The following is a 19,278-nucleotide window of genomic DNA, read 5'->3' on the forward strand; positions in this document are numbered from 1 at the left end:
GAAGAAGCAAAATTCTATTGCACCGCATCATTCTGACATTGGACTTGCATGCCTGCACTCAATTCAATGTGTTTTGGTAGTAGTGCGTATCGGTCAGGTACAGACCGCGACGCAATTCCATTGCAACATCGTTGTAGGTGTAGGCAATTCGTTCAACGCTGAGCAGCGGAGTTTGCGCGCTAATCTTTAGCAAAGTGCATTGCTCAACATCTGGCAGGACTGCGCGGATTTTTTCGTCTGCACGCACCATGCGAACACCAAACTCGGTCTCGAACAAAGCGTACATCGGCCCTTGGTGCGCGCGCAGACGGTCTGCCGTCAATCCTTTGAACGTTGCTCCCGGCAACCACAGGTCCTCCAGAATGGTGGGTACCGACGCAAAGGAAAGGACCCTGCGCACTTGCAGTACCGACTCTCCCTGGCGGATGGCCAGCGCCTTGGCGACCTCGGCCGTCGCGCGTACACGCTTGCAGTCCACGATCTGGCGCTGTGCCGGGCCTTCGCTTTGCATGTTTCCGCTGTTGGGTATCAGGCGCAGGAATCGGTAGCGCACCTGCTGCTCGGCGTGCGTTGCGACAAATGTACCTTTGCCCTGACGGCGCACCAGCAGGTTTTCCGCTGCCAGTTCATCGATGGCTTTGCGGACCGTGCCCTGGCTGACCTTGTAGCGCACTGCCAGGTCCATTTCGCTGGGAATCGCAGCGCTGGGTTTCCACTCGCCGGCCTGCAGGCTTTGCAGGATCAATGTCTTGATTTGCTGGTACAGCGGACTGAAAGCAGGCGTGGAAACAGCGGGCATCGCAGCGACGCCTTCGGTGAGGCTGCTCAGAGCTTCGCTATCGCTGGAATGGTCTGCGGTGGTCATCAAAAGATCGCGTAAAACGGGGTTCGATGTCAGTCTCGAGTCAGCCTGGAAATTTCCCCAATCATATCTTATATAAGACATAAGACAAATTGACGAAAACCTGTGTTCAGGGGTACACTCGCAGGCAATCTGCAGGGCTCAAACCGTGTTGCTTGGGTTCTGGACAGTTTCTGTTTAATAACCTTCCTGGAGTACCACCATGAGCAAAAAGCCTGTTCGCGTAGCCGTCACCGGGGCCGCTGGCCAAATCGGATATGCCCTCTTGTTCCGCATCGCTTCCGGCGAAATGCTGGGCAAGGACCAACCCGTCATTCTGCAATTGCTGGAAGTGCCGGTTGAAGGCCCACAAAAGGCGCTCAAGGGCGTGATGATGGAGCTGGACGATTGCGCTTTCCCCCTGTTGGTGGGCATGACTGCGCACAGCGATCCCATGACCGCATTCAAGGATGCCGACTACGCTCTGCTGGTTGGCTCGCGTCCCCGCGGTCCCGGCATGGAACGTGCCGAATTGCTGGCGGTGAATGGCGCCATCTTCACGGCACAAGGCAAGGCACTCAATGCAGTGGCCAGCCGCAATGTGAAGGTGCTGGTGGTCGGCAACCCCGCCAATACCAATGCCTACATTGCCATGAAGAGCGCTCCTGACCTGCCACGCAAGAACTTCACCGCCATGCTGCGCCTGGACCACAACCGTGCGGCCAGCCAGATCGCAGCCAAGACCGGCAAGGCCGTGGCCGATATCGAAAAACTGACGGTGTGGGGCAACCACTCTCCCACCATGTACGCCGACTACCGTTTCGCCACCATCAATGGTGAAAGCGTTGCCGCCATGATCAATGACCAAGAGTGGAATGCCAACACCTTCCTGCCCACCGTGGGCAAGCGCGGTGCTGCCATCATCGAAGCGCGCGGTCTGTCTTCTGCAGCGTCTGCGGCCAACGCCGCCATCGACCACATGCGTGACTGGGCCCTGGGCACCAACGGCAAGTGGGTCACCATGGGTATTCCGTCTGACGGCCAATATGGCATCCCCAAGGATGTGATGTTCGGCTTCCCCGTTACCTGCGAAGGTGGTGAATACAAGGTGGTTGATGGTCTGGCGATCGACGAGTTCAGCCAGAAGTGCATCGACAAGACGCTGGCCGAACTGATCGGCGAGCAAGACGGCGTTAAGCACCTGCTGTAAGAGCCGCTTGTGAGCACTGCGCCGGACCAACCCAAGCTAGCTCGCACCGTAGTGCGACGTGCGAAGGTGTTTCCGTGAGCGGTGTCGGGCTGACCAAGCCCTCTCTTCATCCGCGCGAAGTGCTGTTGGGTGCACAGGGTGCCAGCGGCTTCCTGCCGGTGTGCGACCACTACAGCGGCGTGGAAGCGCGGATGAAGAAAAGCCTGCAGCTGCAGGCTGAGATGTCGGAGGAGTTCGGTGCCTGCATGTTTGACGTTACGCTGGACTGCGAAGACGGCGCCCCTGCAGGCGCTGAAGTCGAGCAAGCCCACTGCGTCGTGGTCTTGGCCAACGCTGCGTTGGCCGGATCGCGTTCGCAACATGTGAGGAATCGGGTTGGGGCGCGTCTGCATGCGGTGGACCACCCGTCTTTTGATTCGGATGTCGCCATTGTGGCTGCAGGTGCTGCAGCGTCGCTGGCCTACGTCATGATCCCCAAAGTGGAGTCGGTTGCGGACGTGGATATTGCGGTTGCGGCAATCGATGCTGCGGTAGGCGACAAACGCCAGTCCCCGTTACCACTGCATGTGCTGATTGAGTCCCCTGCAGCGGTGCAGCGCGCATTTGAAATCGCGGCCCACGCCCGGGTGGAGTCGGTCAGTTTTGGCCTCATGGACTTTGTCTCTGCGCATGGTGGTGCGATTCCATCCACGGCAATGGGCGTGCGCAGCGATCAGGACGCGGTGACGCTGGACCAGTTCCATCACCCTTTGGTGGTGCGTGCCAAGCTGGAAATCGCCTCGGCGTGCCATGCCTCTGGAAAGGTTCCGTCGCACTGCGTGGTGACCGAGTTTCGCGACCGCAGGGCGTTGGAACAGGCGGCGCGCGTGGCGGCGAACGCTTTTGGCTATACGCGCATGTGGAGCATTCATCCCGACCAGATCCGACCGATTCTCAAGGCCTTTTCGCCGACTGAAGCAGAAGTGGAACTGGCATGCAACATCGTTCTGGAAGCCGCGCGTCAGGAATGGGCGCCGATCTCCATGGCAGGAAAGTTGCATGACCGCGCCAGCTATAGGTACTTCTGGCAGTTGCTAGAGCGAGCAAACCAGACGGGGTGTACTCTGCCAGACGAGATGCATGCCTATTTTTCGACCGATTTGTCGCTTGCCAGCTGAGTGGATGGCAGGCCACGTTAGAAACCCATTTAGTTACCAATGAAGGAGTGTCGAGTATGTTGAAGTCTTACCGTGAACATGTGGCAGAACGTGCCGCACTGGGTATTCCCCCGCTGCCGCTGTCGGCCAAGCAAACGGGCGAATTGATAGAACTCCTGAAGGCTCCGCCGGCCGGCGAAGAAGCCACATTGGTGGAACTGATCACGCATCGCGTTCCCGCCGGTGTGGATGACGCTGCCAAGGTCAAGGCCAGCTATCTGGCTGCCGTGGCCCACGGCACCGAAAAGTGTTCGCTCATCAGCCGTGAACGCGCCACCGAGTTGCTGGGCACCATGCTGGGCGGCTACAACATCAGCCCGTTGGTAGACCTGCTGGATGACGCAGCAGTTGCTCCCCAGGCTACCGAAGGCCTCAAGAAGACTCTGCTGATGTTTGACCAGTTCCACGACGTCAAGGAAAAGGCGGACAAGGGCAATACCTTCGCCAAGGCCGTGCTGCAAAGCTGGGCTGATGCTGAATGGTTTACCAGCCGTCCTGAAGTGCCCAAGACCATCACCGTGTCCATCTTCAAGGTCACCGGTGAGACCAACACCGATGATCTGTCTCCCGCCCCCGACGCCTGGAGCCGCCCCGACATTCCGTTGCACGCTCTGGCCATGTTGAAGAACAAGCGCGACGGGATTACGCCAGAAGAAGACGGCAAGCGCGGCCCCATCAAGTTCATTGAAGACCTGCGCGCCCGTGGCAACCTGGTGGCCTACGTGGGTGATGTGGTCGGTACCGGCTCTTCCCGCAAGTCCGCAACCAACTCGGTGCTTTGGTTCACTGGCGAAGACATTCCTTTTGTGCCCAACAAGCGCTTCGGCGGCGTTTGCCTGGGTACCAAAATCGCTCCCATTTTCTACAACACCATGGAAGATGCGGGCGCGCTGCCTATCGAGCTGGATGTGAGCCAGATGAACATGGGTGACGTGGTCGAGCTGCGTCCGTACGAAGGCAAGGCTTTCAAGGATGGCAAGGAAATCGCTTCTTTCCAGGTCAAGAGTGAAGTGCTGTTTGACGAAGTGCGTGCTGGCGGCCGTATCCCCCTGATCATTGGTCGGGGTCTGACCGCCAAGGCGCGTGAAGCCCTGGGCCTGAAGCCATCCACGCTGTTCCGTCTGCCACAGAATCCTGTAGATACCAAGAAAGGCTTCAGCCTGGCCCAGAAGATGGTTGGCCGTGCCTGCGGTCTGCCCGAAGGCCAAGGCGTGCGCCCCGGTACCTATTGCGAACCCAAGATGACATCGGTGGGCTCTCAGGACACGACCGGTCCGATGACCCGCGATGAGCTCAAAGACCTGGCGTGCCTGGGCTTCAGCGCAGACCTGGTGATGCAGTCCTTCTGCCACACGGCGGCGTACCCCAAGCCGGTGGACGTGAAGATGCACCACGAACTGCCTGAGTTCATCAGCACACGTGGTGGTATTTCCCTGCGTCCTGGTGACGGCGTGATCCACAGCTGGCTCAACCGCCTGCTGCTGCCCGATACCGTGGGCACCGGTGGCGACAGCCACACCCGTTTCCCCATCGGAATCAGCTTCCCGGCCGGCTCCGGTCTGGTGGCTTTTGCTGCAGCCACCGGCGTGATGCCACTGGATATGCCGGAGTCTGTGCTGGTGCGTTTCAAGGGCAAGATGCAGCCCGGCGTTACCCTGCGCGATCTGGTCAATGCGATTCCTCTGTACGCCATCAAGTCTGGTTTGCTGACGGTTGAGAAGAAGGGCAAGAAGAACATCTTCTCCGGCCGTATTCTGGAAATCGAAGGCCTGCCCGATCTGAAGGTGGAACAGGCATTTGAATTGTCCGATGCATCCGCAGAGCGCTCTGCCGCAGGCTGTACCGTGCACCTGAACAAGGAGCCGATCATCGAGTACATCAACAGCAACATCACCATGATGAAGTGGATGATTGCCAATGGCTACTCCGACGCCCGTACCTTGGCTCGCCGCATCGCGGCACAGGAAGCCTGGCTGAAGAACCCCGAATTGCTCAAGGGCGACGACGATGCCGACTACGCGGCCGTCATTGAAATCGATCTGGCCGATATCCATGAACCTATCGTGGCATGCCCCAACGATCCCGATGATGTGAAGACATTGTCGGAAGTTGCCGGCGCCAAGATCGACGAAGTGTTCATCGGCTCCTGCATGACCAATATCGGCCACTTCCGTGCAGCGTCCAAGCTGATGGAAGGCAAGCGCGACATCCCTGTCAAGCTGTGGATTGCACCGCCCACCAAGATGGATGCCAAGCAGCTCAGCGACGAAGGCCATTACGGCGTTCTGGGTGGAGCTGGCGCCCGCATGGAAATGCCGGGCTGCAGCCTGTGTATGGGCAACCAGGCGCAGGTGAAGGAGGGCGCTACCGTGTTCTCAACCTCCACCCGTAACTTCCCCAACCGTCTGGGCAAGAACAGCAACGTGTATCTGGGCTCCGCCGAACTGGCTGCCATCTGCTCCAAGCTGGGACGCATTCCGACCAAGGAAGAGTACCTGACCGACATGGGGGTGCTGACTGCTGCGAGCGACAAGGTGTACCAGTACCTGAACTTTGACAAGATCAGTGACTACACTGACTCTGCTGCTACTGTGAAGGATAGTGTGACCGCCTGATAGCGTCACATTCCGGATGAAGCCCTGTGGTTTTGCCACAGGGCTTTTTTCATGGTGGAGGCTGCGTTGGATAATTACGCATGAACCTCATCAGCTCCATCCCCCTTTCCGTACAGGCCATTCTTCTGCTGGTTGCCAGCAATGTTTTCATGACGTTTGCCTGGTACGGGCATTTGAAGAATATGGCCAATGCGCCCTGGTACATGGCCGCCCTGGTCAGCTGGGGAATAGCGCTTTTCGAGTACCTGCTGCAGGTACCGGCCAACCGAATTGGATTTCAGCAGGCCGGCTTTCAGGTGGCTCAGCTCAAGATCATCCAGGAGGTCATCACATTGGCGGTCTTCGTGCCGTTTGCCATGGTGTACCTCAAACAACCTTTCAAGCTGGACTTTCTCTGGGCTGGTCTGTGCATGGTCGGCGCCGTTTACTTTATCTTCAGGGGCCATTGAGATCGCAAGCGCAGGCTTCCCTGGGGCGGTTAAACTCCTGTCTGTAGCAATATTGTCAAATATTTGACATATTTTTCTGTCAGGAGTTATTGATGCTGTTTGGAAAGCTTTTGCCCCGTGAGGGCAATTTTTTTGAAATGTTCAATCAGCATGCAGATCGCATTGTTGAGGCAGCCCAGGCTTTCTCCAAGCTGGTTGCGAACTACAGTGACCTGAGTCTGCGGGACAAGTACAACCAGGAGGTGGATAACGCCGAGCGCGCCGCCGACCGCGTCACGCATGAATGCAACAAGGCCATTCACGTGACCTTCATCACGCCGATTGACCGCGAGCAGATCCACTCGCTGATCAACACCATGGATGACGTGGCGGATCTGATCCAGGACTCCGCTGAAACCATGGCTTTGTACGACGTGCGCCACATGACGGAAGAAATCGTACGTCTTACCGATTTGAGCGTGAAGTGCTGCGAACGCCTGCGCGACGTGGTCAAGTTGTTGGAGCATATTGCCGATCAGTCCACGGCCGAGGCGGCACTGAAGACCTGTGAAGAAATCGACCGCCTGGAGTCTGATGCCGACCGTGTCATGCGCACGGCCATGAGCAAACTGTTTCGCGAAGAGCCCGATGTGCGAGAAGTCATAAAGCTCAAGGCCATCTACGAGCTGCTGGAAACCATCACCGACAAATGTGAAGACGTGGCCAATGTGATCGAGGGCATCATCCTCGAAAACTCCTGACCCTCCAAGCGGATTTCAGGTCATGGAACATGTACAGACAGCCCTTTGGGTGGTGATGCTGCTGGTTGCGCTGGCGTTTATTTTCGACTTCATGAACGGTTTTCACGATGCGGCCAACTCCATTGCTACCGTCGTTTCCACCGGTGTTTTGAAGCCGGGTCAGGCCATTCTGTTTGCGGCCTTCTTCAACTTTGTGGCGATTTTCGTATTCCACCTGAGTGTGGCGGCCACAGTGGGTAAAGGCATTGTGCAACCCGGTGTGGTGGATACCCATGTGGTGTTCGGCGCATTGGTGGGCGCCATCAGTTGGAATGTCATCACTTGGTATTACGGAATTCCCAGCAGTTCTTCACATGCGCTGATCGGCGGCATTGTGGGAGCAGTGATTGGAAAATCGGGTGCTGGTTCTCTGGTGGCAGCCGGCATCTGGAAGACCGTGGTGTTCATTTTTGTGTCGCCCCTGCTGGGATTTGTTCTGGGCTCGTTGATGATGGTCATAGTGGCCTGGACCTTCAGGCGCATGCGGCCTTCGAAAATCGACAAGTGGTTCCGCCGGTTGCAGCTGATTTCGGCTGGTGCCTATAGCCTGGGCCACGGCGGCAACGATGCACAGAAGACCATTGGCATTATCTGGATGCTGCTGATCGCAACTGGTTATGTTTCAGCCACCGATACCTCGCCTCCCACTTGGGCCATTGTGTGCTGCTACATGGCCATTGGTGCCGGCACCATGTTCGGTGGATGGCGCATCGTCAAGACCATGGGTCAGAAGATCACCAAACTCAAACCGGTAGGCGGCTTCTGCGCCGAAACCGGTGGGGCGCTGACATTGTTCCTGGCCACCGCCATTGGCGTGCCGGTGTCCACCACCCACACCATCACTGGAGCCATTGTTGGTGTGGGCTCCACCCAGCGTGCCAGCGCCGTGCGTTGGGGTGTGGCTGGCAACATCGTGTGGGCCTGGGTGCTCACCATTCCCGCCAGCGCATTTGTGGCAGCGATTGCTTACTGGATCAGCCTGCAGGTATTCTGAAGCTGGCTGAGGAGGCTGTCTTTCCAGCATCCTCTGCCTGGTATTCAAAGTAGCGCTGGAAGCTGAAGGCAATGCTCGACAGCAACACTGTGGCTCCCAGCAGCAATGCCACAATTACGCCGGCAACCGTGAGCCAGCCGGATTGACCAGCCGGGTCAGTGGTTTCCAATCCCGGGTTGAAGCGCGTATTCCACTTTTCCGACTCCATCAGGCCGTACATGATGGCGGTCAGGGACGTGACCGCGACGCTCAACCCAATCCAGGGTATCAATAGCCAGCTCAGGTGGTCGTCTAGTCCCAGTTCACGGGCGCGCATGACGCCATAGCCACCAACCAGCGTGGGCAGCAACAACGTCCAGGACAGGCGATCGAAACGCCCTGCGGTATAAAGTCTGTGCAGGCCCAAGGGACCGGCAACCAAGGTGAGCCAGACTGCAATGGTTTTGTTTCTCATGGCGCGGGCGCCGTGCTGTCGCCCAATCCCAGGCTGCGCTCCATCAGAACCACATCCAGCCAGCGATCAAATTTCCAGCCACAACTGCGCATCACGCCTATGTGGGTGAAACCGCAATTGCGGTGCACGCCAATGGAGCCCAAATTTTGTGAGTCACCAATGACCGCCAGCATTTTGCGTACACCCGCACGCTCTGCCTGCGCCATCAGTTCGGTCAGCAGCAAACGCCCGTAGCCCTTGCCTGCGGCGTCCGGGGCTAGGTAAATGGAGTCTTCCGCAGAGAAGCGATAGGCCGGGCGCGGCTTGAACCAGTTGCAATAGGCAAAGCCCCGAACGATGGAGTTTTCTTCCAAAACCAGATAGGGCAGATTCCTGGCGAGGACATCGGCCCGGCGTCCTGCCATTTCCTTTTCTTCAGGGGGTGTGGTCTCGAAAGTGCCGGTTCCATTCAGCACGTGATGGCGGTAAATGGCCGTGATGACAGGTATGTCGTTCTCGGTAGCGGGTCGAATGGTGGTCATGAACACAGAAAAAGATATAATGGAAGGCTATTCGAAGTGTCACTGGCCGGGTGGCCAGTTGCGTGTCTCAAACTTTGAATTTATTGGCCGGATATTTTTGTCGGTCACCCAAAGGATAAACCATGGTCGTCATTCGACTCTCTCGCGGTGGTGCAAAAGCACGCCCATTCTTCAACATTGTTGTGGCAGACAAGCGCACCCGTCGTGACGGACGCTTCATCGAGCGCATCGGTTTTTACAACCCGATCGCCACTGCCAACGAGGAAAGCATCCGCATTGCGCAGGATCGCCTGACCTACTGGCGCGGTGTGGGTGCGCAAGCTTCCCCTACGGTGGAACGCCTGATCCTCCAAGCTGCCAAAAAAGCAGCTTGATGTCGCCTGAGAATGGGGGTGTCGTTTGATGCCCTCGTTTTCCACTCCTCCACGCCCCATGCTTGCCGGACTCGAATCTGCTGAAATGCCAGCAGATGCCATCGAGGTGGGAAGAATTGCGGATGCGTGGGGTATCAAGGGCTGGTTCAAGGTATTGCCCTATAGCGCAGACCCGGAAGCGCTGTTCTCCTCCAAGCGTTGGTTTTTGTTGCCCACAGAAAAAGGTGCCAAAACCTTTGAGGGGTGCGTACGCTTGGTCATCAAAGAAGCCAAGGAGCACTCGGACTCCGTCGTAGCGTCGGCGCAGGATGTGCCGGACCGCACCGCTGCGGAGGCCTTGCGTGGCGCACGCATATTTGTTCCCCGCGCCAGTTTCCCCACGGCAGCTGCCGATGAGTATTACTGGGTAGATTTGCTGGGTCTGGATGTCGTCAATCGCCAGGATGAGCCACTGGGAACCGTGCGCGAACTGTTGTCGACCGGACCACAAACCGTGCTGGTGCTGGAATACCTGGAAGAAGGCAAACCCAAGGAACGCATGATTCCCTTTGTGTCGGCCTATGTAGATGATGTGGATCTGTCAGCACGGCGCATCCGTGTCGACTGGCAGACTGACTACTGACGTTCAGCCCATGCGCTTTGACGTCATCACGCTCTTTCCCGAACTGTTCGCGCCCTTACTGACCACAGGCATCACACGTCGCGCCTTTGAGTCTGGGCAAGTGGATGTACAGCTGACCAATCCCCGGGATTTTGCAGAAGGCGCCTATCGGCGTGTCGATGACCGCCCCTTTGGTGGCGGGCCTGGCATGGTCATGATGGCCGAGCCGCTTGCACAAACCCTGTCTCACATTCGCGAGCAACGCCAGACCCAGGCTCCGGTGGTCCTTTTTTCACCTATTGGCAAGGTTCTGGACCACGCGCTGGTGTCCGAGTTTGCTACCGGAGAAGGCGCCATTCTGCTGTGTGGCCGCTACGAAGGGCTGGACCAACGGTTCATCGATGCCCATGTGGACATGCAGGTAAGTCTGGGTGACTTTGTGCTGTCGGGCGGTGAAATTGCGGCCATGGCACTCCTGGATGCCGTTGCCCGGCTGCAGCCAGGAGTCTTGGGCGACCCCATGAGCCATCACCAGGACAGCTTCAACCCCGCGCTGGACGGGTTGCTGGATTGTCCCCATTACACCCGCCCTGAAGTCTGGGGTGGTGTAGCGGTTCCTGAAATTCTGCTGTCTGGCCACCATGTCAACATCGAGCGTTGGCGCCGTGAAAAGCGTCTTGCCCTGACAGCGCGCAATCGTCCCGATCTCCTGGTGCGGGCCCGCTCGGAGGGTCGCCTCACACCGCAGGACGAGCAATACCTTTCCAAGGTGTCACCAAGCTTGCTATAATGGCAGGCTAACCGATCCTCTGGCCGGCCAGGCATGCTTTCATAAGGAAAGCCATGATTGTCATCAATCCCGATGACGGCGCGTCCAAGATCCTGAAGGAAACCATGGCCAACATCATTCAAGCACTCGAGCAGGAAGAAATCGCCCGTCTCGGAAAAACCATCCCCGACTTTGCTCCCGGTGACACCGTAGTCGTTAACGTCAACGTGGTTGAAGGCAACCGCAAGCGCGTCCAGGCCTATGAAGGCGTCGTGATTGCCAAGCGCAACCGCGGTCTGAACAGCGGCTTTATCGTCCGCAAGATCTCCAGCGGCGAAGGCGTGGAGCGTACGTTCCAAACCTACAGCCCGCTGATTGCCAGCATCGAAGTCAAACGCCGTGGTGACGTGCGCCGCGCCAAGCTGTACTACCTCCGTGACCGTAGCGGCAAGTCTGCACGTATCAAGGAAAAGCTGCCAGCCAAGAAGACTGCCGCATAAATCTGCGACGCTGTCTTTTGGTAAACCGCCCCGGCTCAACGCTGCGGCGGTTTTTTTACGACCGGCACCTCTAACAACCCATCCGTTCACTTGGCCCATATTCCCCCTTTCAAGCCGCAAGACGTACCTGTGCACTCGGTGGACAGCCATTTGCCTGCCCCGTTGCCGACGCATTTGGAGCCTCAGGCCTTGAGAGAGCGCTTTGCCTCGCAGCACGTGTGGACGCCTGAGGTGCGCAAGGAAGCCAAATTTGTGGAGCGTGAACCCACACATGCTTCGGTACTTATTCCGCTGGTGAAGCGCGAGCGATTGCATGTTCTTTTGACGCTTCGCCCCGTCCATATGAACAGCCATTCCGGGCAAATTGCGTTTCCTGGCGGAAAGGCGGACCCAGAAGACAAGGACGCCATTGCCACCGCCTTGCGTGAAGCACGGGAAGAGGTAGGTCTGGAGCCGCAGTTCGTGGAAGTCATTGGCACCATGCCGATCTACACCACCGGCAGCGGTTTCATCGTGACGCCGGTAGTGGCCCTTGTGGAGCCCACGTTCGAGCTGCGCCCCAATGCGGCAGAAGTCGCCGACGTATTCGAGGTGCCGCTGGACTTCTTGATGAATCCGGCCCATCACCGGCATCACGTCATTGACCTGGACGGGGTAACGCGGCGCTGGCTGTCCATGCCCTTCAAGGATGGCAGCGCGGAACGTTTCATCTGGGGCGCAACAGCCGGCATGTTGCGCAACTTTTACCGCTTTGTGCTGGACTGAGCTGGGTATGATGATTCCATGAGTTTTATCTCTATTCTTTTTGCGCTGTTACTGGAACAGGCACGGCCTTTGGGGCAGATGAATCCCGTGCACAACGCCAACCGTGGCTGGGTGCGTTGGGTGATGCGCAACTTCGACACGGGCAAGGCACATCATGGCTGGCTGACCTGGTCGCTGGCTGTAGTCTTTCCGGCTCTGCTGGCCTGCGGCATCTATTGGCTGCTGGTATGGACGCTGGGTTGGGTCGCTGCCGTAGTCTGGAACATCGCCGTGTTGTATGTGACGTTGGGTTTTCGTCAATTCAGCCACCACTTCACTTTGATCCGCGATGCGCTTTATTCGGGCGATGAAGCACAAGCACGCCAGAAGCTGGCGGAGTGGATGCGCATAGACGCCAGCGAGCTGCCGCGCAGCGAAATCGTGCGGCATGTCATCGAGTATTCGGCCATATCGGCGCACCGCCACGTGTTCGGCGTGCTGGCGTGGTATTCGGTGCTGGCCGCCATAGGGCTGGGCCCTGCGGGCGCGGTGTTCTACCGCATCGCCGAGTACGTTGGCCGCTATGTCAACCGCTCTTTGCTGCCCACCGATCTGTCGGTAAGCCCGTCCTTTCAGGGTAGCGCCAACCGGGCCTGGTATCTGGCCGACTGGGTGCCTGTGCGGCTCACTGCGCTGGGCTTTGCGTTCGTGGGTAGTTTTGAGGAAGCGGTGGACAGCTGGCGCCAATATGCGGCGCGCTACCCGGAAGACAACGACGGCGTCATCCTGGCGGCGACTGCCGGAGCCATCAATGTGCAGTTGGGTGAGCCGGAAGAAATAGGCGGTGACCAGCAAGTACCTCAGTCGGTGCACCTGCGTGCATTTGTCGGCCTGGTGTGGCGTACCGTGGTGATGTGGATGGTGATTCTGGTGCTGCTCTCTCTGGCCCGCCTGCTGGGCTGAGCACCAAACGCCTTAGTACCGCGTCTGTGACAGCTCGGCGAACAAGTCGCCGTAAATCTTGTAGCGATTCGGGCTGATGTGCTGCCGCGCCAAAGCATCGCGCACCCCGCAGCCCGGCTCGTGCAAATGGCTGCAGTTGTAGAACTTGCATTCCCCCGCATGCGCCTTGATGTCGGGCATCAGGCTGGCCAGATGCATGGGCTCGATGTGATGCAGCCCGAATTCCTGAAAGCCCGGAGAGTCGATCACTGCGGTGGTCTTGTCTGATCCTACCCAATACAGGCTGGTGCTGGTGGTGGTGTGCTTGCCCGAATTCAGAGCGCTGGAGATTTCCTGCGTCAACACCTGGGCATCGGGCAGTAGGCGGTTGATGAAGGTGCTTTTGCCAGAGCCGGAGGGGCCCAGAATCAATGTGGTTTTGCCCTGCAGCAGGGGCATCAAGTCGGCAAGCTCGGTGGCTGTCGTGTCTCCTGCCTTGGGCTTCAATGCCAGTGGCAGAACCTGGTAGCCCATGGCGCGGTATACCGCCATGCGCTCCCAGGCGCGGCCAAACGGTTCGGTCAAATCGCTTTTGTTGAGAGCGATGATGGGTTGGATTTTTTCCGCCTCGGCGGCGATCAGTGCACGCGAAAGCTGGCTCTCGGAAAACTCGGGTTCTGCCGCAATCAACACCAGCACCTGGTCCAGGTTGGCGGCGAACGACTTGGTGCGAATCTCGTCCTGGCGGTAGAACAGGTTGCGCCGCTCCAGCACCTTTTCTATCGTGCCTTCATCTTGCGTGGCCTGCCACAGCACGCGGTCGCCGACGACGGTCTGGCTTTTCTTGCCGCGCGGGTGGCATATCAGCCGCCTGCCGTCGGGCGTTTCCACCAGCACGTGGCGGCCATGTCCGGCAACGACCAGGCCGGGTTCAAGAGAGGGGGAGGCCAAGTGTCTTCAGCCCGTCAGGTCGCAGGTGGAATCAGCGCGTCCACCAGTGCAGCACAGGCAAAGTCGGACTGGGTAATGCCCTGTACGTCATGCGTATGGAAGCGCACGCTGCAGCTGCTGTAGGCCACCAGCAATTCCGGGTGGTGGTTTTGCTGTTCGGCCAGGTACGCCACTGCATTCACAAAGGCCATGGTGCGGAGGAAGTTCTTGAAATGGAATGTCTTTTCAATGGCGACGTCGCTGCCATCGCCATGCAACTTCCAGCCGTCCAGCTTGGCCAGACCGGCGATGACTTGCGTGGCACTCAATACGGTGCGGCGTGGCGTGGTGGGCGTTGATGTGCTCATGGGCTCAGGCATTGGCAAAGGGTGTTTGCATGCGCCCCAGGCGTTCGGTGGCTGGAGGATGCGAGTAGTAGAACTTCACATACACCGGGTCGGGGGTCAGCGTGGAGGCGTTGTCCTGGTAGAGCTTGAGCAGTGCCGAGGACAGATCTGCTCCGCTGGTCTGTGCCATGGCGTAAGCGTCGGCTTCGAACTCATGCTTGCGCGAGAGCTGCGCAAACAGCGGGGACACAAACGTGCTGAACAAGGGCAGCACCATCATGAACAGGATCAGCGCCAAAGCGTCGTTGGCACCGCGCAGATTGGGGATCACGCCCAGACCGGTATAAAACCAGGTCTGGCTGCTCAGCCAGCCCAGCAGGGCAAACCCCAGCAAGCTCAGCGCAAACATGGAAACAATGCGCTTGATGATGTGGCGGTGCTTGAAGTGCCCCAGCTCGTGTGCCAGCACCGCGTCCACTTCATCCGGCGTGAGCTGGGCCAGCAGCGTGTCATAGAACACCACGCGTTTGGACGCGCCAAAGCCGGTGAAGTAGGCATTGGCATGGGCGCTGCGCCGGCTGCCATCCATGACGTAAAAGCCCTTGGAAGTGAATCCGCAGCGCGCCATCAGCCGCGTGACCCGGTCTTTGAGCTCCGCGTTGTCCAGAGGCTGGAATTTATTGAACCAGGGGGCGATCAGGGTGGGGTAGAGCAGCAGCATCAGCAGGTTGAACCCCATCCACACGCCCCAGGTCCACAGCCACCAGAAGGTGCCGGTCGCCCCCATCATCCACAGCACCAGCGTCGCAAGCGGCGCGCCCAGCACGACACCAATCAGGATGGACTTCAGCGCGTCCTGCAGCCACAGCGCAGGCGTGACCTTGTTGAAGCCGAAGCGCTGCTCCAGCACAAAGGTCTTGTAGAGGGAAAAGGGCAGGTCGATCACAAAGCCTGCTGCGGCAAAGGCCCCCAGCAAGGCTACTTGCTGCGCCAGCCCGGGCTGCATCACACCCAGCAAGAGATGGTTCAACCAGGAAAGCCCGCCCAGCAGCGTCCACACCAGCGTCACCACGGCGCCCCAGGCCAGTTCCAGCAAGCCGAAACGGGTCTGAGCCAGGGTGTAGTCGGCGGCTTTTTGGTGGGCTTGCAGACTGATGCGGTCGGCAAATAGCGCGGGTACTGCTCCCCGGTGTTGGGCCACATGGCGAATCTGCCGGCTGGCCAGCCAGAATTTGAGCAGCAAGCCCGCCACCAGGGCAACGGCAAAGGCAATGGTCATCCCCAGGGAAAGCTGGGCAAATAAGGAGTCATCTGTCATGCGGTTGAGTTTAGGTCATCGGCGACAATGGAGTCATGGCTGATACCAACACCCCTTTAAGCAAATCCGACAAGAACCTGATCTGGCTCGACTGCGAGATGACCGGCCTGGAGCCAGACCACGACCGCATCATTGAAATCGCCGTGATCGTCACCAGTCCGGACCTGGCGGTGCGCGTGGAGGCGCCGGTGTACGTCATACACCAGAGCGACGCCCAGCTCGACCTGATGGACGCCTGGAACAAGGGCACCCACGGCAAGAGCGGGCTGATCGACAAGGTCAAGGCATCCACCACGACAGAGGCCGAGGCTGAGGCAGCATTGTTGGCGTTTGTGAGCCAGTATGTGCCGGCCAATGGATCACCTATGTGTGGCAACACCATCAGCCAGGACCGGCGTTTTCTGGTCAAGTACATGCCCAAGCTGGACGCGTTCTTCCACTACCGCAACCTGGATGTGAGCACCCTCAAGGAATTGGCCAAGCGCTGGAAGCCTGAGGTCTATGCATCGTTCAAGAAGCAACAGCGCCACACCGCGCTGGCCGATGTGCACGAGTCCATCGATGAGCTCGTGCATTACCGCGAGCACTTCCTCAAGATCTGATTGGCATGCGCAGCCCATGATGCTGGCTACGGGGTTGATTAGGTAGAAACCCGAATTCATGTCATAATCGCAGGCTGCGCTACAAACAGTAGCCTTTTGCACATCTCCCTTCATTCACCGGCCCCAGATAACTTGGGGCCCAAGCACTGAGAACCCCGTTGCGGGTCAGAGCAGGTTCCGTTTGATGGTTGATGTTTTTTAACCATTGACGGGGCAGCCGCATATCCTGCGGCGCTCGCGTGAGAGAAAACCATGACTGACGCTTTTGAAGTGACAGGCGAATTCGCGCCTGCCGAAAATTTTTCCAACTCCCTGGATACCGCTGTTGAAGCCACATCCGCAGCTGAAACCTCCGCTGCCGTGCAGGCCGATGCACCCGAAGCTCCCAACGGCTTTGTCGAGCTGGGCCTGGCCCGTGAACTCGTGATGGCTGTGAAGGACCTGGGCTACACCCAGCCCACCACGGTGCAGATCAAGGCCATCCCCCTGGCACTGCCGACCACCAAGGCAGGCCAGAAGGACGGCTATGTCGACCTGATGGTTTCCAGCCAGACTGGTAGCGGCAAGACCGCCGCCTTCCTGTTGCCCGTGCTGCACACCTTGCTGGCCCAGCAAGCCGCCGCCGAGGCCGCCGAGCGCGCCGAATACGAAGCTGCTTGCGCCGAAGCCGTGGCCAAGGGCGAAGCTCCCCCGAAGCGCGCCAAGCGCAAGGACCCCACCAACCCACGCAATTTCAAGGCCGCCACACCCGGCGCCCTGGTCGTATGCCCGACCCGTGAACTGGCCCAGCAGGTGGCGCATGACGCCATCGATCTGGTCAAGCATTGCCGCGGCCTGCGCATTGCCAACATCGTGGGCGGCATGCCCTACCAGTTGCAAATTGCCAAGCTGCAAAACGCCGACTTGGTAGTGGCCACGCCGGGCCGTTTGCTGGACCTGCAACGCTCCATGCAAATCAAGCTCGACCAAGTGCAGTTCCTGGTGGTGGACGAGGCCGACCGCATGCTGGATCTGGGCTTCTCCGATGATCTGGCCGAAATCAACCAGCTCACCATCCAGCGCAAGCAGACCATGATGTTCAGCGCCACCTTTGCGCCGCGCATCCAGCAGCTGGCCACCCGCGTGATGCGCGAACCCCAGCGCGTGACCATCGACAACCCGCAAGAGAAGCACGTCAACATCAAGCAGTCCATCTTCTGGGCTGACAATGCACAGCACAAGCGCAAGCTGCTGGACCACTGGCTGCGCGACACCAGCATCAACCAGGCCATCGTGTTTGCCAGCACCCAGATAGAGTGCGACGGCTTGGCCAACGACCTGCAACAGGACGGCTTCTCCGCCGTTGCACTGCACGGTGCGCTCAGCCAGGGCCTGCGCAACCGCCGCCTGATGGCACTGCGCCAAGGCCAGGTGCAAATCCTGGTGGCAACCGACGTGGCCGCTCGCGGTATCGACGTGCCCACTATCAGCCACGTGTTCAACTTCGGCCTGCCCATGAAGGCAGAGGACTACACCCACCGCATCGGTCGTACCGGCCGTGCCGGTCGTGACGGCTTGGCCATCACCTTTGCCGAAATGCGTGACCGCCGCAAGATTTTTGACATAGAGGCTTACACCCGCCAGCCCATCAAGGCGGAAGTGGTGCCCGGCCTGGAACCCCAGCAACGCATGCCGCAAGAGCGCCCTGCCTTCGGTGGCCGTGGTCGTGGCGGTGACTTCCAGCCGCGCGAACGCAAGTTCGGCGGCCCGCGTGAAGGCGGCTTCGGCGGTGGCAACCGCGGTGGATTTGGTGGCGGACAGGGCGGTGGCTTTGCCGACAAGGGCGGCGCAGGCAAGCGCGACTACAGCGGTGCAGCCCGTGAAGGCTTCAGCTACGAGCGCAAGGGTGGTTTCAACGACCGCTTTGCTGGCGGACAAGGGGCACCTCGCGGTGACTTCGCTCCCCGTGGTGATTTCGCGCCGCGTGGCGACGCAGCACCCCGCGGCGACTTTGGTCCCCGCAAGGACTTTGGCGCTCCCCGTGGTGACTTCGGTGCACCACGCGGTGACCGCAAGCCTGGCTTTGCCAAGCCCGGCAATGGTGGCAAGGTGTTCGTTCCCCGCGACGCCAAGAAGCGCCCCAGCCGCAACTTCGACTGATCTCGGATAAAGGCCTGCACCTGCTGCGGGCGCTGAGAAAACCAAGGCCTTGTGCGGAACGCGAAAGCGTTCTGTCCAAGGCCTTATTGCATGGTGTTGCGCCGCGCCAGTTCCACGAACAAGGCGGATTGATCCAGGTCGGCGTCGCCATGCGCAACGCCGTCGGCATAGAGCTGTTCCAGCGCTGCGGTGATGGGCGCGTCGAAGCCCAGTTCGGACGCCGTGCCCAGCGCATTGCGCATGTCCTTGAGCTGCACCGTCAGGCGTGCGCGGGCGGTGAAATCCCGCTCCACCATGCGTTGACCATGCACCTGCAGAATCCGGCTATCGGCAAAGCCACCGGTGATGGCCGCCTTGACCTGGGCCATGTCGGCACCACCTTTTTCACACAACAGCAGTGCTTCGGCAACGGCACCAATGGTGATGCCCACAATCATCTGGTTCGCCAGTTTGGCGAGTTGCCCACATCCATGCGGGCCAACCAGCGTGGGGCGACCCAGCACGGTCAGCAATTCCCTAGCTGCCTCAAAGTCTTGCAGATTGCCGCCGGCCATGATGGCCAGCGTGCCTTGCTCGGCACCGATGGTGCCGCCGGAGACGGGCGCATCCAGATGGCGCAGGCCCATGGCCAGCAGACGCTGCGCATGGTCGCGCGCTTCGGCCGGTTTGATGGAGGACATGTCGACCACCAAGGCGCCCGGTTGCATGGCAGAGGCCGTACCTGCATCAAACAGAACCTGGCCGACCACCGGGCCGTTGTCCAGCATGGTGACGACGTATTCGGCGTCTTGCACCGCCTCAGGCGCGCTGGCGCACACGGTGGCCCCGAAGGGCAGCAGGCGCTGCGCCTTGGCGATGCTGCGATTCCACACGCGTACGCTGTGTCCCGCTTCGCACAGCCGGCGGGCCATGGGGAAACCCATGAGCCCGATTCCCAGAAAGGTGATGCGCAT

Annotated in this window: 21 protein-coding genes; 14 read left to right on the forward strand and 7 right to left on the reverse strand. The window is 59.3% G+C overall.

Features of this window, described 5'->3' with window-relative positions:
• Nucleotides 1-58: 58 nt before the first annotated feature.
• Nucleotides 59-799, reverse strand: a complete 741-nt coding sequence (locus AAGF34_RS17055; RefSeq protein WP_342621119.1) for a GntR family transcriptional regulator — start codon at nucleotides 797-799, stop codon at nucleotides 59-61.
• Between the two features lie 265 nt (nucleotides 800-1,064).
• On the opposite strand from AAGF34_RS17055, the gene AAGF34_RS17060 reads away from it, so the two are divergent.
• From AAGF34_RS17060 to AAGF34_RS17085, 6 genes are all read left to right on the forward strand, one after another.
• On the forward strand, nucleotides 1,065-2,051 hold the full coding sequence (locus tag AAGF34_RS17060) for a malate dehydrogenase (protein ID WP_342616908.1): 987 nt from the start codon (nucleotides 1,065-1,067) through the stop codon (nucleotides 2,049-2,051).
• Nucleotides 2,052-2,140: 89 nt separating this feature from the next.
• Nucleotides 2,141-3,208 carry an aldolase/citrate lyase family protein gene (locus AAGF34_RS17065; protein ID WP_342621120.1) on the forward strand — a complete coding sequence of 356 codons (1,068 nt, stop codon included), beginning with the start codon at nucleotides 2,141-2,143 and terminating at the stop codon, nucleotides 3,206-3,208.
• Nucleotides 3,209-3,264: 56 nt separating this feature from the next.
• Nucleotides 3,265-5,862 (forward strand): bifunctional aconitate hydratase 2/2-methylisocitrate dehydratase, encoded by a 2,598-nt coding sequence (gene acnB, locus AAGF34_RS17070; RefSeq protein ID WP_342616909.1) that lies wholly within the window; start codon nucleotides 3,265-3,267, stop codon nucleotides 5,860-5,862.
• Between the two features lie 80 nt (nucleotides 5,863-5,942).
• Nucleotides 5,943-6,311, forward strand: coding sequence for a DMT family protein (locus tag AAGF34_RS17075; protein ID WP_342616910.1), 369 nt, complete (start codon nucleotides 5,943-5,945; stop codon nucleotides 6,309-6,311).
• Between the two features lie 92 nt (nucleotides 6,312-6,403).
• Nucleotides 6,404-7,051: a DUF47 domain-containing protein gene (locus AAGF34_RS17080; RefSeq protein ID WP_342616911.1), complete on the forward strand. Its 648-nt coding sequence runs from the start codon at nucleotides 6,404-6,406 to the stop codon at nucleotides 7,049-7,051.
• 22 nt (nucleotides 7,052-7,073) lie between these two features.
• A complete protein-coding gene (locus AAGF34_RS17085) occupies nucleotides 7,074-8,084 on the forward strand; it encodes an inorganic phosphate transporter (RefSeq protein WP_342616912.1) in 1,011 nt (336 codons plus the stop codon).
• On the opposite strand, the gene AAGF34_RS17090 is transcribed toward AAGF34_RS17085, so the two are convergent.
• The gene (locus tag AAGF34_RS17090; protein ID WP_342616913.1) at nucleotides 8,065-8,538 is read right to left on the reverse strand and encodes a hypothetical protein; all 474 of its coding nucleotides are present in this window, start codon (nucleotides 8,536-8,538) and stop codon (nucleotides 8,065-8,067) included. The genes AAGF34_RS17085 and AAGF34_RS17090 overlap by 20 nt on opposite strands.
• Complete coding sequence (locus AAGF34_RS17095) at nucleotides 8,535-9,059, reverse strand: N-acetyltransferase family protein (RefSeq protein WP_342616914.1); 525 nt, start codon at nucleotides 9,057-9,059, stop codon at nucleotides 8,535-8,537. The genes AAGF34_RS17090 and AAGF34_RS17095 overlap by 4 nt, the downstream gene beginning before the upstream one ends.
• A 122-nt stretch (nucleotides 9,060-9,181) precedes the next feature.
• Between AAGF34_RS17095 and rpsP the strand changes: the two genes are divergently transcribed.
• The 6 genes from rpsP (at nucleotide 9,182) to AAGF34_RS17125 (ending at nucleotide 13,010) form a co-directional block, all read left to right on the forward strand.
• Nucleotides 9,182-9,433: a 30S ribosomal protein S16 gene (gene rpsP, locus AAGF34_RS17100; RefSeq protein ID WP_342616915.1), complete on the forward strand. Its 252-nt coding sequence runs from the start codon at nucleotides 9,182-9,184 to the stop codon at nucleotides 9,431-9,433.
• Between the two features lie 58 nt (nucleotides 9,434-9,491).
• Entirely contained in the window at nucleotides 9,492-10,055 is a 564-nt protein-coding gene (gene rimM, locus AAGF34_RS17105; protein ID WP_342616916.1) for a ribosome maturation factor RimM, read from the forward strand.
• 10 nt (nucleotides 10,056-10,065) lie between these two features.
• Entirely contained in the window at nucleotides 10,066-10,824 is a 759-nt protein-coding gene (gene trmD, locus AAGF34_RS17110) for a tRNA (guanosine(37)-N1)-methyltransferase TrmD (protein WP_342616917.1), read from the forward strand.
• A 104-nt stretch (nucleotides 10,825-10,928) separates the two neighbouring features.
• Complete coding sequence (gene rplS, locus AAGF34_RS17115; RefSeq protein WP_342621121.1) at nucleotides 10,929-11,303, forward strand: 50S ribosomal protein L19; 375 nt, start codon at nucleotides 10,929-10,931, stop codon at nucleotides 11,301-11,303.
• Nucleotides 11,304-11,393: 90 nt separating this feature from the next.
• Nucleotides 11,394-12,068 (forward strand): CoA pyrophosphatase, encoded by a 675-nt coding sequence (locus AAGF34_RS17120; protein WP_342616918.1) that lies wholly within the window; start codon nucleotides 11,394-11,396, stop codon nucleotides 12,066-12,068.
• 18 nt (nucleotides 12,069-12,086) lie between these two features.
• Complete coding sequence (locus AAGF34_RS17125) at nucleotides 12,087-13,010, forward strand: CobD/CbiB family protein (RefSeq protein ID WP_342616919.1); 924 nt, start codon at nucleotides 12,087-12,089, stop codon at nucleotides 13,008-13,010.
• A gap of 12 nt (nucleotides 13,011-13,022) precedes the next feature.
• On the opposite strand, the gene rsgA is transcribed toward AAGF34_RS17125, so the two are convergent.
• From rsgA to AAGF34_RS17140, 3 genes are read right to left on the reverse strand one after another with little or no spacing between them, the layout of a single operon-like run.
• Entirely contained in the window at nucleotides 13,023-13,940 is a 918-nt protein-coding gene (gene rsgA, locus AAGF34_RS17130) for a ribosome small subunit-dependent GTPase A (RefSeq protein ID WP_342616920.1), read from the reverse strand.
• A gap of 14 nt (nucleotides 13,941-13,954) precedes the next feature.
• The gene (locus AAGF34_RS17135; RefSeq protein ID WP_342616921.1) at nucleotides 13,955-14,287 is read right to left on the reverse strand and encodes a 4a-hydroxytetrahydrobiopterin dehydratase; all 333 of its coding nucleotides are present in this window, start codon (nucleotides 14,285-14,287) and stop codon (nucleotides 13,955-13,957) included.
• Between the two features lie 4 nt (nucleotides 14,288-14,291).
• Entirely contained in the window at nucleotides 14,292-15,584 is a 1,293-nt protein-coding gene (locus tag AAGF34_RS17140) for a M48 family metallopeptidase (protein WP_342616922.1), read from the reverse strand.
• A 35-nt stretch (nucleotides 15,585-15,619) separates the two neighbouring features.
• On the opposite strand from AAGF34_RS17140, the gene orn reads away from it, so the two are divergent.
• Both orn and AAGF34_RS17150 read left to right on the forward strand, forming a co-directional pair.
• Entirely contained in the window at nucleotides 15,620-16,186 is a 567-nt protein-coding gene (orn, locus tag AAGF34_RS17145; protein ID WP_342616923.1) for an oligoribonuclease, read from the forward strand.
• Between the two features lie 252 nt (nucleotides 16,187-16,438).
• Nucleotides 16,439-18,325, forward strand: a complete 1,887-nt coding sequence (locus AAGF34_RS17150) for a DEAD/DEAH box helicase (RefSeq protein WP_342616924.1) — start codon at nucleotides 16,439-16,441, stop codon at nucleotides 18,323-18,325.
• Nucleotides 18,326-18,408: 83 nt separating this feature from the next.
• On the opposite strand, the gene AAGF34_RS17155 is transcribed toward AAGF34_RS17150, so the two are convergent.
• Nucleotides 18,409-19,278 (reverse strand): NAD(P)-dependent oxidoreductase, encoded by an 870-nt coding sequence (locus AAGF34_RS17155; RefSeq protein ID WP_342616925.1) that lies wholly within the window; start codon nucleotides 19,276-19,278, stop codon nucleotides 18,409-18,411.

The organism is Rhodoferax sp. GW822-FHT02A01, assembly GCF_038784515.1.
Lineage (GTDB): Bacteria > Pseudomonadota > Gammaproteobacteria > Burkholderiales > Burkholderiaceae_C > Allorhodoferax.